This is a genomic window from Cellulomonas sp. Marseille-Q8402, from assembly GCF_965119525.1.
In genome coordinates, this window is sequence record NZ_CBCPLX010000001.1 from 1,800,691 (window position 1) to 1,817,433 (window position 16,743).

General features: G+C 76.1%; 14 protein-coding genes. 13 read left to right on the plus strand and 1 reads right to left on the minus strand.

The features are described from left to right. Positions 1-33: 33 nt before the first annotated feature. From ACWPWW_RS08195 to ACWPWW_RS08235, 9 genes are read left to right on the plus strand one after another with little or no spacing between them, the layout of a single operon-like run. Complete coding sequence (locus tag ACWPWW_RS08195; RefSeq protein ID WP_454049824.1) at positions 34-561, plus strand: hypothetical protein; 528 nt, start codon at positions 34-36, stop codon at positions 559-561. After that, the gene (locus tag ACWPWW_RS08200) at positions 558-1,862 is read left to right on the plus strand and encodes an AAA family ATPase (RefSeq protein WP_454049825.1); all 1,305 of its coding nucleotides are present in this window, start codon (positions 558-560) and stop codon (positions 1,860-1,862) included. Before ACWPWW_RS08195 ends, ACWPWW_RS08200 begins: the two co-directional genes overlap by 4 nt. Further along, positions 1,859-3,220 carry a hypothetical protein gene (locus ACWPWW_RS08205; protein WP_454049826.1) on the plus strand — a complete coding sequence of 454 codons (1,362 nt, stop codon included), beginning with the start codon at positions 1,859-1,861 and terminating at the stop codon, positions 3,218-3,220. The genes ACWPWW_RS08200 and ACWPWW_RS08205 overlap by 4 nt, the downstream gene beginning before the upstream one ends. Further along, entirely contained in the window at positions 3,217-4,203 is a 987-nt protein-coding gene (locus ACWPWW_RS08210) for a glutamate ABC transporter substrate-binding protein (RefSeq protein WP_454049827.1), read from the plus strand. Before ACWPWW_RS08205 ends, ACWPWW_RS08210 begins: the two co-directional genes overlap by 4 nt. Continuing rightward, a complete protein-coding gene (locus ACWPWW_RS08215) occupies positions 4,200-5,417 on the plus strand; it encodes a hypothetical protein (RefSeq protein WP_454049828.1) in 1,218 nt (405 codons plus the stop codon). Before ACWPWW_RS08210 ends, ACWPWW_RS08215 begins: the two co-directional genes overlap by 4 nt. Continuing rightward, positions 5,414-7,627, plus strand: coding sequence for a tetratricopeptide repeat protein (locus ACWPWW_RS08220; RefSeq protein WP_454049829.1), 2,214 nt, complete (start codon positions 5,414-5,416; stop codon positions 7,625-7,627). The genes ACWPWW_RS08215 and ACWPWW_RS08220 overlap by 4 nt, the downstream gene beginning before the upstream one ends. Then, positions 7,624-8,748, plus strand: coding sequence for a PP2C family protein-serine/threonine phosphatase (locus ACWPWW_RS08225; protein ID WP_454049830.1), 1,125 nt, complete (start codon positions 7,624-7,626; stop codon positions 8,746-8,748). The genes ACWPWW_RS08220 and ACWPWW_RS08225 overlap by 4 nt, the downstream gene beginning before the upstream one ends. Beyond that, positions 8,745-10,025 (plus strand): VWA domain-containing protein, encoded by a 1,281-nt coding sequence (locus ACWPWW_RS08230; RefSeq protein WP_454049831.1) that lies wholly within the window; start codon positions 8,745-8,747, stop codon positions 10,023-10,025. Before ACWPWW_RS08225 ends, ACWPWW_RS08230 begins: the two co-directional genes overlap by 4 nt. After that, positions 10,022-10,774, plus strand: coding sequence for an FHA domain-containing protein (locus ACWPWW_RS08235; protein ID WP_454049832.1), 753 nt, complete (start codon positions 10,022-10,024; stop codon positions 10,772-10,774). Before ACWPWW_RS08230 ends, ACWPWW_RS08235 begins: the two co-directional genes overlap by 4 nt. A 97-nt stretch (positions 10,775-10,871) precedes the next feature. On the opposite strand, the gene ACWPWW_RS08240 is transcribed toward ACWPWW_RS08235, so the two are convergent. Next, positions 10,872-11,549 (minus strand): hypothetical protein, encoded by a 678-nt coding sequence (locus tag ACWPWW_RS08240; RefSeq protein WP_454049833.1) that lies wholly within the window; start codon positions 11,547-11,549, stop codon positions 10,872-10,874. Positions 11,550-11,734: 185 nt separating this feature from the next. Between ACWPWW_RS08240 and ACWPWW_RS08245 the strand changes: the two genes are divergently transcribed. The 4 genes from ACWPWW_RS08245 (at position 11,735) to ACWPWW_RS08260 (ending at position 16,691) form a co-directional block, all read left to right on the plus strand. Next, a complete protein-coding gene (locus tag ACWPWW_RS08245; protein WP_454049834.1) occupies positions 11,735-12,964 on the plus strand; it encodes a HupE/UreJ family protein in 1,230 nt (409 codons plus the stop codon). A gap of 166 nt (positions 12,965-13,130) precedes the next feature. Then, positions 13,131-15,110 (plus strand): fibronectin type III domain-containing protein, encoded by a 1,980-nt coding sequence (locus ACWPWW_RS08250; RefSeq protein WP_454049835.1) that lies wholly within the window; start codon positions 13,131-13,133, stop codon positions 15,108-15,110. An 85-nt stretch (positions 15,111-15,195) separates the two neighbouring features. Further along, on the plus strand, positions 15,196-16,266 hold the full coding sequence (locus tag ACWPWW_RS08255; protein ID WP_454049836.1) for a WxL protein peptidoglycan domain-containing protein: 1,071 nt from the start codon (positions 15,196-15,198) through the stop codon (positions 16,264-16,266). A 74-nt stretch (positions 16,267-16,340) separates the two neighbouring features. After that, on the plus strand, positions 16,341-16,691 hold the full coding sequence (locus ACWPWW_RS08260; RefSeq protein ID WP_454049837.1) for a DUF2200 domain-containing protein: 351 nt from the start codon (positions 16,341-16,343) through the stop codon (positions 16,689-16,691). The last annotated feature ends 52 nt before the right edge of the window (positions 16,692-16,743 follow it).

Here is a 16,743-nt window from a genome sequence, read left to right on the forward strand (position 1 = left end):
CCGGTGCCCGGGAGCGGGCAGGAAGGGGCGGGCGTGGGGCTGAGCGGCTTCTTCGAGCGCCTGACCGGCCGCGCGCCCGAGCAGCCGACCACGCCGGCGCTGCCGCCCGCGCCCACGGCGGACGACCTGCTGGCGGCCCTGGACCGGGTCGAGGCGATGGTGGCGGCCGGGGCCGCGCCCGCGCCGGTCGCGTCGCGGGTGCACCGCGTCGTGCGGGTGGTCCGGGACACGGTGCCGCGCCTGGACCGGCTCGGCGCCGGGTCGGAGGAGGCGTACCACGTGATGGCGACGGCCACCGACTACCTGCCGGACGCCGTGGGGCACTACCTGCGCCTGCCGCGCGAGTGGGCGAACTCCCGCCCGGTGGAGAACGGCCGGTCGTCGCTGATGGTGCTGATCGACCAGCTGGACCTGCTGGGCCGCACGATGGACCAGGTGCTGGACGCGGTGAACCGGTCGGACGCCGTCGCGCTGGTGGCGCACGGGCGGTTCCTCGCGGAGAAGTTCGGCCCGCGCTCGGACGGCGGCGCGCTGGACCTGACCCCGGGGGCGATCGCGTGACCGCGCCGCTGCGCGAGGCGCTGGCCGCCGTCGGCGCGGTCGCCGTGCGGGCCGGGCTCGACCCGGAGCCCTCCCTCGCCGAGGCCCGCGCGCTGGCCGCCGCGGTGGCCGAGGCCTCCCCCGGCGCGAGCGCCGACTGGCTCGCCGCCACGGGCGGCGACGGCGGCACGCAGGCGTTCTTCGACGCGGCGTCCCGCGCCCGCCGCTGGCGTGCCGCGCCGACGACGGTCCTCGGCGCGCTGGTCGCGGCGGGCTCGGACCACGCCGGCGCGTACGCCCGGGCGCTGGTCGACGTGGCCACGGCCGCGGGCACGCTCGGCCGGCCGACCGCCTCGGTCGTCGGCCGCGCGACGCTGACGGGCGCCGCCCAGCTCGCGGCCGCCGGGGTGGTCCCGGGACCGCCGGTGCCCCAGCCGGCCGCGCCCGGGGGGCCGCGCGCCGAACCCGCCCGGCCCGCCGAGCCCGCCACCCCTGCCGCCGGGAGATCCGTCGAGGAGCTGCTCGCGGAGCTCGACGCCCTGGTCGGCCTGGCCACCGTCAAGCAGGAGGTCCACCGGCAGGCGGCGGTGCTGCGCGTGGAGAAGCTGCGCACCGCGGCCGGGATGCGCGCGCCGACGATGTCCCGGCACCTGGTGTTCGTCGGCAACCCGGGCACCGGCAAGACCGTCGTCGCCCGGTCCGTGGCCGGGATCTACGCCGCGCTCGGGCTGCTGGCCGAGGGGCACCTGGTCGAGGTGGACCGGGACGACCTGGTCGGCGGCTACCTCGGCCAGACCGCGATCAAGACGACCGAGGTCGTCGAGCGCGCGCGCGGCGGCGTGCTGTTCGTCGACGAGGCGTACACCCTCGCCCGCGACGACTACGGGCGCGAGGCGATCGACACGCTGCTCAAGGCCATGGAGGACGACCGCGGCGAGCTGGTCGTCATCGTGGCGGGCTACCCGCGCCCGATGGCCGGGCTGCTCGACTCCAACCCGGGGCTGCGCTCCCGGTTCCGGACGACCCTCGCGTTCGACGACTACACCGACGACGAGCTGGTGGCGATCTTCACGCGCATGGCGGCCGCCGCCGACTTCGAGGTCGACGACGCGACCCGCGACGCCCTGCGCGGCCTGCTCGCCGCGGCCGCCCGCGACGAGGGATTCGGGAACGCGCGGTTCGTCCGCAACGTCCTGGAGGACGCGATCGGCCGCCACGCCTGGCGGCTGCGCGACGTCGCCGACCCCACCCCGGAGCAGCTGCGGCTGCTCGACGCCGCCGACCTCAGCCCCGAGCGTGCCCCCGAAGGAGACCCCGCGTGACCACCACGGTCCCCACGACGGCGCCACCGCCGACCGTCCCCGGGGCGCTGACCGCCCCCGGCACCGCCGTCGCGCCGGCGGCGCCGCACGTCGTCGCGCCCACGAGCCCCGAGGAGCTCGCCGCGGCGACCGCGGCCCGCCACGGTCGCAGCACGCCCGCGCAGATGGGGCTGGTCGCGGTCGCCCTGGTCGTGCTCGGGCTGCTGGTCTCGCTCGGCGCGGGCTGGGCGTTCCGGACGGCCGACGGCGCCCTCGGCCGGGCCGACGCGAACGCCGCGCAGCTGATCCGGCTGCAGGAGCTGCAGACCCGCCTGGTGCGGGCGGACGCCGACGCCACCAACGCGTTCCTCGTCGGCGGGCTGGAGCCGGCCGAGCTGCGCACGGACTACGACGAGGCGATGCGCACCGCGACGGCGCTGGTCGCCGAGGCGGCGCGGGCCCAGCCCGCGGACGGCACGGTCCTGGCGCAGCTGAACACCGCGGTGCTCGACTACGCGAACGACGTGGAGCGCGCCCGCTCGGCCAACCGGCAGGGCCTGCCCGTCGGGTCGCAGTACCTGCGGAACGCCTCCGCCGGCCTGCGCGCCGACGCGCTGCCCGCGCTCGACGCGCTGATCGACGCGAACTCCGCCCGCGTGGAGCACGAGCTCGCCGCGGCCCGCACCACGTGGCTGCTCGCGGTCGGCAGCGGCGTCGCCGGGCTGGCCGGGGTCGTCGTCGCGTCCGTGTGGCTCGCGCGCCGCACCCACCGCCGGGTCAACCCGCCGCTGGCGGCCGCCGGCCTCGTCCTGCTCGTGCTGACCGTCGGCTCCGGGATCGTCCTGCTCTCCGTGTCGTCCCAGGTCCGCGACGTCAGCGACACCGACTACGCCGCGGCCGACGCGCTGTCGACGGCGCGGCTCGGGGCGTACGACGCCAAGGCCAACGAGTCGCTGACGCTGATCGCCCGCGGCAGCGGCGCGGCGTTCGAGGAGGCGTGGGTCGCCTCGGCGGACCAGGTCGACGCCGCCCTGGACGCGGCGACCGGGTCGGGCGTCGTCGGCCAGGAGGTGCCGACCGCGTGGGCGGCCTACGCCGACCAGCACGCGGGGATCCGGCAGCTCGACGACGACGGCGACTGGGAGGCCGCCGTCGCCGCCGCGACCGACCGGGCGGAGGGGTCGTCGAACGCCGCCTTCGCCGCGTTCGACGACGCGTCCGCCGCCGCGCTGGACCGGGCGGGCGACGCCACGTCCGACGCGCTCGACCGCACGGGCCGCGGGCTGGTCCTGGGGCTCTGGCTGTCCGTCGCCGCGGGCCTGGCCGTGGCCGTCCTGTCCTGGAGCGGGATCTCCCGCCGGATCGAGGAGTACCGGTGAGCCGCACCCTCCGCCCCGCCCGCCGGCCCCGCGCCGGCCTGCTCGCCCTCGCGCTCTCGGCGCTGGTCCTGTCCGGGTGCACCGGTGGCGGCGTCTACGCCGAGACCACCGTGCCCGCGCCGTCGGCCCCGGCCGAGGACGCCGCCCCCGCGGCACCCGCCCCGGCCCCCGCCGAGTGCGCGGACCCGCTGGCGTCGTACGCGCCGACCGGGCCGGCGTCCCCCGCCACGATCCCGGCGGGGTCGACGATGGCCGAGATCCGCGACCGTGGCCGCCTCGTGGTCGGCGTCTCGGCGGACTCGCTCCTGCTCGGCGCGCGCAACCCCGTCAGCGGGCAGGTCGAGGGCTTCGACATCGACATGGCCCGCACGGTCGCCGCCGCGATCTTCGGCGATCCGTCGCGGATCGAGCTGCGCGTCATCACCGCCGCGGACCGCATCCCGTCGCTCGAGGACGGCAGCGTCGACCTGGTCGCCCGCAACATGACGATCACCTGCGACCGGTGGACGCAGATCGCGTTCTCCGCCGAGTACTACCGGTCCGGCCAGAAGGTGCTGGTCCCGCTGGCGTCCGACGCCACGTCGCTCGCGGACCTGGCCGGCGCGCGGGTGTGCGCGCCTGCCGCGACGTCGAGCCTGGCCAAGCTGGCGGACTTCCCCGAGGTCGAGGCCGTCCCGGCGTCCACGCACACGGACTGCCTGGTGAAGTTCCAGCAGGGGGAGGTCGACGCCATCACCGGCGACGACACCGTGCTCGCCGGGCTCGCCGCGCAGGACCCGTACGCGAAGGTCGTCGGCTCTGCCTTCACGGCCGAGCCGTACGGGCTCGGGATGAACGCCGAGGACGTCGACCTGGTGCGGTTCGTGAACGCCGCGCTGGAGCAGGCGAAGGCCGACGGGTCGTGGGCCGCGTCGTACGACACCTGGTTCGCCCCGTCGCTCGGCGCGGCCCCCGCGCCGCCGGCCCCGGTCTACGGCCGGTGACCTCCACCGTGGCCGGCGCCGCCGTGGCCGCCCCCGACGCCCCGGCCGGCTGGGGCCGCCCCGTCACGCCCGAGGCGATGGCGCGGTACCTGGACGAGATGGCCGTGTGGCGCAACCAGCGCCGCCGCGAGCTCGACGTGCTGGACGAGGCGGCGCTGACCGTCGCCGACCCGGCCGTGACCGGCGACGTCACGCTGGCGATGGCGATGTGGCAGTCGGCGGCCACCCGCGTCGAGGAGCTGGTGCGGGTCTGGGACGGCGGGCGGGTCGGCGCCGTCGAGCTCGCGCGGCTGTCCACGATGGTCTGGGGCCGGACCTCCGCCGAGGGCGGCGTGTCCCTCCCCGAGGCGTGCCGGCTGTCCGACGCCGTGACCGCGCAGCTGCGGCACCGGCTGGCCCTGACCACCGGGGCGGCCGACGTCACCGCCCGCCTGACGGACCTGCGGGCCGGCGTCGAGCGGATCCGCGACCTGCTGGCCGGTGCGCGAGGTGCCGCGGCCCTCGCGGACGCGGCACGGCTCGAGCGCCTGGACCGGCGCCTGACCGACGTGGTCGAGCGCGCCCGCCGCGGCGCGGACGTCGGCGGCCTGCTGGGCCCGCTCGGCACGGACGTCGCGACGTGCGAGCGCGACCTCATCGTGGCCGCCGCCCGGGCCCGGGACGACGCGCGCGACCACGCCCGGGCGGTGCAGTGGCGCGGCGAGCTCGCCGGCCGGGCCGCGCAGGTGCGGGCCCTGGTCGCGGAGTGCGTGGCGCAGGTGACGCCGGCCCCGGTGCTGGGCGTGCCCGACGTCGACGCCCTCGGGCCGGTCCCCGACGACCCGCAGGCCGTGGACGCGTACCTCGAGCGGCTCGGCACCGTCGAGCGCGCGCTGGCGCACGTCGCCGACGTCTACGGGGCCCCGGTCGCCGAGCTGGCCGGCCTGCGCGGGCTGCTCGAGGCGTCCGACGCCCAGGCCGCGGCCCGGGGCGCCGCGGCCCTGCCGGAGGTCACGGCGCTCGCGCGGGTCGGTGCCCAGGTGGCCGGCACACCGCCGGTGGACCTGGTCCGCCTGCGCGGCATCGTCAGCGCCTACCGGGTGCTGATCGAGACGCCCCGGCCGGCGCGGCCCGCGCCGGAGACCAGTGCGATCCCGGTGCGCGCGGTCCCAGCGGCACCCCCGTCGTCCCCGTCGTCCCCGTCGTCCCCGAACGTCCCTGGACGGAGCTCATGAACTGCACCCAGCCCGGCTGCCCGGGAACGATCGTCGACGGCTACTGCGACGTCTGCGGGACGCCCGGAGGCGAGGCCGCGGGCGCCACGGGTGCCGGGGGCGCCGCCGGCACAGCGGGCGTGGACGAGGCCGTGTCCACCCGGACCTCCAGCCAGCGCCTCGGCTCCACCGCCATCGGCTCCGCCCGCACGGGCCGCACCGGCTCGACCCGCCGGGTCGGGACGTCGTCCACGCGGCTGCGCTCCGCGCGCCTGGGCGCGGGCCTCACCACGGTCGCACCCGCCCCCGCCGTCGACGCGGCCACCGCGATCCTGGTGGACCCCGAGGTCGCGGAGCACAAGCGGTTCTGCCCGTCGTGCGGTGCGGCCGTCGGACGGTCCGTCGCCGGGCGCCCGGGCCGCACCGAGGGCTTCTGCCCGAAGTGCCGCAACCCGTACTCGTTCGCCCCCAAGCTGCAGGCCGGGGACCTGGTCGGCGGCCAGTACGAGGTGGCGGGCGCGCTGGCGCACGGCGGCCTCGGCTGGATCTACCTGGCCCGCGACAAGAACGTGTCCGACCGCTGGGTCGTGCTCAAGGGCCTGCTGAACTCCGGGGACGCCGACGCGATGGCCGCGGCGATCGCGGAGCGGCAGTTCCTCGCGCAGGTCGAGCACCCGCGCATCGTCGAGATCTACAACTTCGTCTCGCACGAGGGCGCCGGCTACACGGTCATGGAGTACGTCGGCGGTCACTCGCTGAAGTCGCTGCTCAAGGACCGGATGGAGGCCGCCGGGGCGTACGACCCGTTCCCGCTCGACCAGGCCATCGCCTACGTCCTGGAGATCCTGCCCGCGTTCGAGTACCTGCACGACCTCGGCCTGGTCTACTGCGACTTCAAGCCGGACAACCTGATCCAGATCGGCGACGACGTGAAGCTGATCGACATGGGCGGCGTGCGGCGGCTGGACGACGAGGACTCCGCGATCTACGGCACGGTCGGCTACCAGGCGCCCGAGGTCGCCGAGGTGGGGACGTCCGTCGCCTCCGACGTCTACACGCTCGGCCGGACGCTGCTGGTGCTGGCGATGGAGTTCCGCGGCTACCAGTCGACCTACGTCGCCTCGCTGCCCCCGGTCTCGGAGACGCCGCTGTTCCAGGCGTACGACTCCTTCTACCGGCTGGTCGCCAAGGCGTGCGCGCCCGACCCCGACGACCGGTTCGGGTCCGTCGCGGAGCTCCGGGTCCAGCTGCTCGGGGTGCTGCGCGAGGTCGTCGCGACGTCGGCCGGCGTGACCGCCGCGCGCGACGCCGTGCCGTCGCTGCTGTTCACCGCGCCCGACACGGCCGCGGCGGCGCTCACCTGGCGCGAGCTGCCCGACCTGCGGCCGGACGTCACCGACCCGCAGCTGCCGTGGCTGTCGACGGTGGACATCGACGACCCGGCGCGGCGCCTGGCCCACCTGGACGCGCACGCGGAGCGCACCCCGGAGGTGCTGCTCGCGATCGCCCGGGCGGGGCTGGACGCCGAGTCGTACGACGCCGTGGCCGCCGCCACCGACGAGCTGCTCGCCGCCGACCCGTGGGACTGGCGCGCGGTGTGGCTGCAGGGCCTCGCGCACCTGGCCCGCGGCGAGGGCGACGCGGCCCGGTCCGCGTTCAACGCCGTCTACGGGCAGGTGCCCGGCGAGCTCGCACCGAAGCTGGCCCTCGCGCTGGCGTGCGAGGCGTCGGGCGAGCCGGAGATCGCCGAGTCCCTGTACGCGACGTGCGCCCGCACGGACGGCGCCTACGTGCCCGCCGGCGCGTTCGCGGTCGCGCGGCTGCGGGCCGGGCGCGGCGACGTCCGCGGCGCGGTCGCGGCCCTCGACCTGGTACCGGCGACGTCCCGCGCCTACCCCGACGCGCGGCTGCTGCGGGCCCGGCTCCTGGCGGCGTCCGGCGACGGGCTGCCCGCGCTCGCCGAGGCGCTGGCCTCGCTCGACGGCGTCGGGGTCGACCCCGGCGACCGCTCGTGGCTGACCGTCCGCACGCTGACCGCCGCCCTGGAGCAGGTGGCGGCGCACGGCGAGCAGCAGGCGGTCGCGCTCGGGCCGTGGACCGCGACGGAGGACTCGCTGCGGGACGGGCTCGAGCACACGTACCGGTCCCTCGCGCAGGCGACCAGCAGCGCGGCGGAGAAGGTCGTCCTGGTCGACGCCGCGAACGGCGTGCGCCGGTGGACGTCGCGGTGAGCGCCGTCGGGACGGATCGCGCGTGCCTGGCGTGCCGGACCCCGGCGGCCGCGGACGCGACCTTCTGCGAGGAGTGCGGCGCGGAGCTGCCGCAGGCGCCCACGGAGGACGCCGGCGCCGCCGCGCACGTCCCCGTCGCGACCGGGACCTCCGCGACGGTGCCGCTGCGCGCGGTGGCGGCGGCGCACGCCGCGGTCGCCCAGGTGCAGCAGACGTGCGCCGACCCCGCCTGCGGCGGCCCGGTCCAGGACGGGTACTGCACCGTCTGCGGCACCCCGGCCCGGCGGCCGCGCGACCACATGACGGCGCAGCCCGCGCCGTGGGTGGCAGCGGTGTCCGACCGCGGGGTCCGGCACCACCGCAACGAGGACGCGATGGCGCTGGCCGCCGACGCCCGGCCCGGGTCGTGGGCGGCGCTGGTCGTCTGCGACGGGGTGTCGTCCTCCGAGAGCTCCGACGTGGCGTCGCTCGCCGCCGCCTCCGCGGCCCGCGACGTGCTGGCGCGCGAGCGCAGCACCGGGCTCGCCTCCGGCCGTGCCCTGGCCACGCTGTCGCAGGCGCGGCTCACTGCCGCCGGCGCCGCGGCGGCGAAGGCCGTCGCCACCGCGACGCCGCACGACCACGGGGAGTCGCCGCCGTCGTGCACGTTCGTGGCGGCGCTGGTCGAGGGCACGACCGTCACCGTCGGCAACGTCGGGGACTCGCGCGCGTACTGGCTGCCCGACGACGGTGAGCCGGAGGGCCTGACCGTCGACGACTCCGTCGCAGCCGAGCAGGTCGCGGACGGCGTCCCGCGCGAGCAGGCGGAGAACGGGCCGATGGCGCACGCCATCACCCGGTGGCTCGGCGTGGACGCGCACGACCAGGCACCGACGCTCACCCGCGTCGAGGTCGCCGGGCCCGGCTGGCTGCTGCTGTGCTCCGACGGCCTGTGGAACTACTGCTCCGCGGCCGGCGACCTGGCACGGCTGGTCGGCGAGGTCGTCGCGGCGACCGGCCCGGGTCCCGCCGCGGTGGCGGCGGCTCTGGTGAACTGGGCGAACGAGCAGGGCGGCAAGGACAACACCACGGTGGCGCTGGCGCGGCTGGCCGTCACGACCGACGAAGGAGAACCCGCATGAGCCCCAGCTTCACCGCTGCGGTCTACCAGAACGAGTACCTGGCAGACGGGTCCACGGACGTCCACGCCATCGTCACCGTCGAGTGCTCCGGAGCCGGCCAGGCCGGCCAGTCCGGGGGCGAGGCCGCCGAGGCGGTCATCGTCGACTGCTCCGGCTCCATGGGTGACGACGGCATCCGCGCCGCCCAGCAGGCCGCGGCCGCCGCGCTGGACCACGTCACCGACGGCACCTGGTTCGCGATCATCGCGGGCAGCCACGTCGCGCAGCTGCTGTACCCCGACCCGCGCGAGGCCCTGCTGGTCCGGATGTCCGACCGCACCCGCGCGCAGGCGAAGCAGGCGCTCGGCCTGCTGCGCGCCGAGGGCGGCACCGCGATGGGCACCTGGATCGAGCTCGCGGGGCGCGTGCTCACGTCCGTGCCGAGCGTGGGTCAGCGGCACGCGGTGCTGCTGACCGACGGCAAGAACCAGCACGAGACCCCGGCCGAGCTGGACGCCCGGCTGCGCGGCGCAGTCGGCCTGTTCCAGGCCGACTGCCGCGGCGTCGGCGCCAGCTGGGAGGTCGGCGAGCTGCGCCGCATCGCGCAGGCGCTGATGGGGACCGTCGACCTCATCCCGCAGCCCGACCAGATGGCCGCCGAGTTCGCCACGATCATGCAGGCGTCGATGGCCCGCGGCGTCGCAGCGGCGGACCTGCGGGTGTGGGCGCCGCAGGGCGGGCAGGTGCTGTTCGTCCGGCAGGTCGCCCCGACCGTCGAGGACCTCACCCCCCGGCGCACCGAGGTGAACCCCCTCACCGGCGCCTACCCGACGGGGTCGTGGGGCGACGAGTCGCGCGACTTCCACGTCGCCGTCCGGCTGCCCGCCTCCCGCGGGCTGGGCCAGGAGCAGCTCGCCGCGCGCGTCCAGCTGGTGATCGGCGACGAGATCCAGGCCCAGGGGCTGGTCAAGGCCAAGTGGACCGACGACAGCGCCCTCTCCGCGAAGATCAACCCGGAGGTCGCGCACTACACCGGGCAGACCGAGCTCGCGCAGGCGATCCAGGACGGCCTCGCCGCCAAGGCCGCGGGCGACGACCGCACCGCGACCGCCAAGCTCGGCCGGGCCGCCCAGCTGGCCGCCGAGACCGGCAACGAGGAGGCGACCTCGAAGCTGCGCAAGGTGGTCGAGATCGACGAGCCCGCCACCGGCAAGGTCCGGCTGAAGAAGGCGGTCGACAAGCTGGACGAGATGGCCCTGGACACCGCGTCCACCAAGACCACGCGGGTGAAGCGGTGAGCGCCACCTGCCCCCAGGGGCACGCCTCGGAGTCCACCGACTACTGCGACGTGTGCGGGGCACCGATGGGCGCGGCCCCGGCCGCCGCTGCGCCGTCGCCCGCTGCCACGCCCGGCGCGGCACCCGCCGGCGCGGCACCCGCCGGCGCCGAGCTGCCGTGCCCGAACTGCGCGCTGCCCAACGCGCCCGGCGCGCTGTTCTGCGAGGCCTGCGGCTACGACTTCACCACCGGCGTCCTCCCCCGCACCGCCGCGCCGGCGCCGGGCGACCGGGCGCCGGAGGTGAACGCGGCGGCCCCCGACCCGGCGATCAGCGGCGGCCCGTCCGTGGCGCCGGCCGTCCCGCTGGAGTGGGTGGCCGAGATCTGGGTCGACCCCGACTGGTACGCCGAGCAGGACGCCGCCGAGCCGTGCCCGTCCCCGGGCCTGCCGGTCGTGGTGCCGCTGACCGTCCGCTCGCTGCTGATCGGGCGCGCGTCCCGGTCCCGCGGCATCCACCCGGAGGTCGACTGCGACGGCGACGACGCGGTGAGCCGCCGGCAGGCCCAGCTGACCACCGACGGGAGCCGCTGGTTCGTCGAGGACCTGTCGTCGTCCAACGGCACCTACGTCGGCACCGCGTCCGGCCCGATGCCGACCCAGCCGCTCCCGCCGGGCCAGCGCCGGGAGCTCGCGGAGGACGACCGGGTCTACGTCGGCGCGTGGACGCGCATCGTCGTCCGCCGCGCCACCCCGGAGGAGCGCGCCTGACCCGTCGACGTGCGTCGAGGGTGCAGGAACCAGCGGGCAGAACGCCCCGATCGGCTGGGTTCCTGCACCCTCGACGCACCCCAGCGAAGCGGGCAGGTCAGTCCAGCCAGACGACGATGCCCGTGACCCCGCCCAGGACCGAGCCGACCCCGGCGCGGACCGCGGCCGCGGCGCGCTCGGGCGTGAACGTCGACGCGTCGTACGTGGACGCGCTGCCGAGCCCCTCGCCGCGGTAGGACGCCCCCGTCCAGTCGACGGCCGTGACGTTGGCGGTGGGTTCCGCGATCTCCGCGCCGACCACCAGGAACTGCTGGTCGAGGTGGCTCGGCGTGACCACGGCGAGGGGGTCCACCAGGTCGTCGCCCGCGCTGATCACCAGGTCGGCGCCCAGCCCCGCGGCCTCGTCGACGGCGGGCACCAGGTCGGCGGGCGTCTCGGGCTCGATGACCCGCAGGTCGACGTCCTCGGCGTCCGCCCACTCCCGCACCGCCGTGGCGAGCGTGCGGGTCGGCTCGTCGTCCCCGCGGGTCAGCATCACGACGCGGTAGCCGTCGCGCGGGCCGATCGTGTCCCACGACCCGGCCTCGGGAGCGATCGTCGCCTCCGGGGTCGGCGTCTCCCCGGGTGCGAGGAACCCGGAGGTGAGCTCCCCGACCGCCACCGGGCCGTCGTGCGGCTGCGACCAGTCGGCGCCGCCGCAGCCCGCGAGCAGCCCCGCGGCGAGCACCGCCGGCACGGCCGGGAGCAGCGGGCGGAGCGGGCGGGGACGGCGCACGGGACGACCTCCGGGGGCGGGTGACGACGGGGAGCGGGGCGGTTCTTCCTACCTCACGCACCGGCGCGGACCACGGGCCGGGAGCCACTGGGCGCCGATCGTTCCGCGGCTGTTCGCCCGCCGGGCGACGCCCGTTCACGCGGCACGGACAGATTGCCCGAGCCAACGACCGAGGAGCCGTCCTGATGCCACGCCCCGCCCGCCCGTCCCCGTCCTCCCGGCGCGCCCGGCGCCCGCTGGCGGCCCTCGCGCTGCTCGCCGCCGCCGTGGCCACCGCCGCGCCCGCGTCGGCGCACGGGTTCACCTCCGTCGTCTTCGCGGACGTCACCTCGCCCGAGCAGGGCGTCGTGCGCACCGAGCTCGGGCTCGAGTACGACCTGCTGGTGGTGTCCGCCGCGGACGCCGAGCAGGACGACCCGCTGTTCCAGGACGGCACACCGGCGTTCGAGGGCGGCGACCCCGAGGAGCAGGCCGCCGCGCTCGAGGCGCACGCGGACACCGTGCTCGCCTACGTCGGCGGCCGGTTCACCGTCGCGGACGCCACGGGCGCCACCTGTGAGCCGGGCTGGGACGGCGAGGTCCGCATCGAGCAGCGGGAGGGCGTGCCGTACGCGTTCCTGGCGGTCGACCACGCCTGCGCCGGCGCAGGCCCGCACGAGGTGACCAGCACGCTGTTCGCCGACGACGAGGGCTACGTCACCGGCACGACGACCGTCGTGACGTACGAGCTGGACACCGCCTCCGGCAGCGCCGCGCTGGACGCCGGCACCCCGTCGTTCTCCACTGCGCAGACCTGGACCGAGCGGTTCTCCGAGTTCTTCGTGCTGGGCGCCGAGCACCTGCTGTTCGGGCTGGACCACATCCTGTTCCTGCTCGCGGTGATCGTCGGCTCCCGGCGCCTGCGGGAGATCGTCCTGACGGCCACCGCGTTCACCGTCGCGCACTCGATCACGTTCGTGCTGGCGGCGACCGGGCTGGTGCACGTGAGCGGCGCCGTGGTCGAACCCGTGATCGCGCTCTCCATCGCCGTCGTCGCCGGCTGGCACCTGTGGCGGATCCGCGACCGCGGCGACCACGCGGGCGACCTCGTCCCGGGCGCCGGACCCCTGGGGCTGGACCGGTCCGGGTGGGTGCGCGTCGCCGTGGTGCTGGTCTTCGGCCTGGTGCACGGGCTCGGGTTCGCCGGGGCGCTCGGGATCGACGAGCCCTGGTCGTGGACGCTGCTCTGGTCGCTGCTGGTGTTCAACGTGGGCATCGAGGCCGTCCAGCTGGCGATCATCGCCGTGGTGTTCCCCGTGCTGGCGCTGCTGCGGCGCCGCGCGCCCGCGGCCGGCACCTGGGTGACGGGCGCGGTGGCGGCCGGGGTCGCGGGCATGGGCCTGATCTGGTTCGTGCAGCGGGTCCTCGGCGTCTGACCGGCCCCTGACGAGTCGGTTGCCTGCACTGACCAGGTGTTCCGGCCGGTGCCACGCCCCGGCCGGCTCCCGTTCACCCGGCCGTCACCCGTCAGGAGCAGATTCGCCGTCGCCTCCCCCGGTTGACCGATTTCTCCCACTTCGGATCACAGAGAACGGACGACTCATGTCCCCCAGCACGACAGCACCTCACGCGCGCGCCCGGCGCGCGTCGGTGCGCCTCGCGGCGGTGGCGCTCGGCGCGGCCGTCGCCCTCGGCGGCTTCGCGGCGGTCCCGGCGTCCGCCGCGGACACCACCTACTCGGGCCTCGTCCTCGGTGTCGGCGCCGACGAGACCCAGCGCATGGTCACCTGGTACACCTCGGACGACAGCAACCAGGTCGTCCAGCTCGCGCCGACCTCGAGCGTCGTCGCCGGCGAGCTCCCGGCCGGCTCCCCGACGTTCGCGGCCACCGGCACGGCGAACATCGCGAGCAGCGGCGGGTTCAACCGGCACGCCACGATCACCGGCCTGAAGGAGAACACCGCGTACTCCTACCGGGTCGGCTCGGAGGGCGCCTGGTCGCAGGCCTACTCCTTCCGCACCCAGTCCTTCGAGGGCGACTACGACTTCCTGTTCCTCGGCGACCCGCAGATCGGCTCGTCCGGCGACGTCGCGAAGGACCAGGCCGGCTGGCAGGACACGCTCGACGTCGCGCTCGCCGCGAACCCGCAGGCGGAGATCCTCGTCTCCGGCGGCGACCAGGTGGAGACCGCCAACACCGAGACGCAGTGGGACGCGTTCCTCGCGCCCGACCAGCTGCGGCAGGTGCCCTTCGCCGCGACCATCGGCAACCACGACGTCGGCGGCAAGGCCTACGAGCAGCACCTGACCACGCCGAACACCGACCGCTCCGCCGCGTACTACGCCAACGGGCAGCCGACGTCGAACACCTCCGGCGGCGACTACTGGTACATCTACAAGGACGTCCTGTTCATCGACCTGAACAGCAACTCCTACGCGACCTCGCAGGGCGGCGGCGGCGACGCGGCGCACGTGCAGTACGTGACCGACGTCGTCGACCAGCACGGTGCCGACGCCAAGTACACCGTGCTCGTCTACCACCACTCGATCTACTCGGCCGCGGCGCACGCCAAGGACGCCGACAACAAGGTGCGCCGGGTGGACTTCCCGACCACGTTCTCCGAGCTCGGCGTCGACCTGGTGCTGCAGGGCCACGACCACGTCTACACCCGCAGCTACCTGATCAAGAACGGCGAGAAGGCCGACGCGACCGAGCAGCCCGGGCAGGACGAGGTGTTCGCGGGCCCCGGCGGCGTCCTCTACGTGACCGCCAACTCGGCCTCGGGCTCCAAGTACTACGACATCACCGCGCCGGACAGCAGCGGCACCTCCGGCGCCGGCAACGGGGCGGACCCGCTCGACCCCGACAGCTACTGGTACAACTCGGTGCAGAACCAGGAGCACGTGCGCTCCTACGTCAAGGTCCAGGTGCGCAGCGACGAGCTGGTCGTCGAGAACCTGCGCAGCGGCACCTGCGACGCGCCGAACGCGGCCGTCGAGCGCGGCAACGTCGCGTGGTGCGGCCCGGACAGCGGCGCCACCGCGGCGCAGCCGGTCGGCTCCGTCGTCGACGCCGTGACCGTGCACCCGTACCAGGGCGAGGGCCAGGAGATCCAGGTCGCCGTGCCCGACGCCGTCCCCGGCGAGTTCGGCTGGACGATCGACGGCTACAACGGCCTGGTGGACCTCGGCACCGCGGTCGACAACGCCGGCGAGTACTTCGAGGCGACCGGCGCGATCAACCCGATCGCCGTCACCGACACCCGCCGGTCGCAGTCGCCGTGGTCGATCTCGGCCTCGGTCGGCGACTTCCACGACGGCGACAAGACCTTCAGCGGCTCGGCCCTCGGCTGGACCCCGAAGGTCGTCGAGGCCGGGGCCGGTGCCCGCGCCGGCGCCCCGGTGGCCTCCGGGTTCGACGGCGGCACCGGCCTGTCCGTCTCCCGCGCCCTCGGTGCGGCCGACCAGGGTCACGAGAACGGCACCGCGAAGCTCGGCGCCGACCTGGACCTGAAGATCCCCGGCGACGTCGCGAAGGGCACGTACCGCGCGACGCTCACCATCACGGCCCCGAGCAGCTGACCTGAGCCCAGGTGCGTCCCGGTGGGGGCGGGTGCCGTCCGGCGCCCGCCCCCGCCACCTCCCCCGCTCCCGACCCGAGGTCCCCATGTCCGCACACCGCCGCCCGCTGGTCCGCGCCGCGCTCGGCGCACTGCTCGTCCTCCCGGCCGTCGCCCTGACGACCGCGGGCCCGGCTGCCGCCGCCGACGACGACGTCACGTGGACCGTCCGCACCGCGTCCAACGACTTCGGCTCCGACCGCACCGGCTTCACCTACGCCGTCGAGCCCGGCGCCTCCGTGGACGACGCGCTCGTCGTCGCCAACCACGGGGACGAGCCCCTCGACCTCGCCGTCTACGCCGCGGACGGCTACACCACCGACGCCGGCCAGTTCGACGTGCTGACGGCCGGCACCGACTCGGCCCACCTCGGCACCTGGCTGCAGACCGCTGCCGACTCCGTGACGATCGAGCCGGGCGCCACCGCCGAGCTGCCGTTCACGGTCGCCGTGCCCGCGGACGCCACCCCCGGCGACTACGCCGGCGCGGTCGTGACGTCCCTGACCCAGCCCGACGAGGCCGACGGCATCTCCGTCGACCGGCGCCTCGGCATCCGCGTCGACCTGCGCGTCGGCGGCGAGCTCGCGCCCGCCCTGGCCGTCGAGGACCCCCGCGTGACGTACACCGGTACGCCGAACCCCGCCGGCACCGGCGACGCCACCGTGACCTACACGCTGCACAACACCGGCAACACGGTGATCTCGGCGCAGCAGACCGTCGCCGTCAGCGGGCCGTTCGGCTGGTTCCGCGCCGCCGCGGCGGACGTCCCGACGACGCCGGAGCTGCTGCCCGGCGACCGCTGGGAGGTCAGCGTGCCCGTCGACGGCGTCGTCCCGTCCGTCCGGCTCGGGGCCGACGTCACCGTCGTCCCCGTGATGACGGACGCCGCGGGCTCCACCTCGGCGATCGCGGCCGTCGACGCGGCGGCACGCACCTGGGCGGTGCCGTGGGCGGCGCTCGTGCTGCTGCTGCTCCTCGTCGGCGCGGTCGTCCTGGCACGCCGGCTGGCCGTCCGGCGGCGGCGGACGCGCGCGGCCCGGGAGGAGCAGCGGGTCGAGGAGCGCGTCGCCGCGGCGTTGCGCGAGCGCGAGGACGCCGGCACCCGGTCGGGCGCCTGAGCCGGAGGTCGCGTGAGATGCTGCCCGGGCCGGGGACGAGCCGCTGGGCGGCCGGACGACGAGGAGACGCACCGATGGCCGGGCACCGCATCTTCGCGACGAGCTTCGCGAGCATCTACCCGCACTACGTCGCCAAGGCGGAGCGCAAGGGCCGCAGCAAGGCGGAGGTGGACCAGGTCATCACCTGGCTCACCGGCTACGACGACGCCGCGCTCGAGAGGGTGCTCGACGACGGCACCGACCTCCAGACGTTCTTCGGGGAGGCACCGGGGATGAACCCGAACGCCACCCTCATCACCGGGGTGATCTGCGGTGTGCGGGTCGAGGAGATCGAGGACCCCCTGATGCAGCAGATCCGGTACATGGACAAGCTGGTCGACGAGGTCGCGCGCGGCAAGAAGATGACGTCGATCCTGCGCGCCTGACCCCACCCGCCGCCGTCCGCTGCGGCCGGGTGACACCACGTCGCGCACCGGT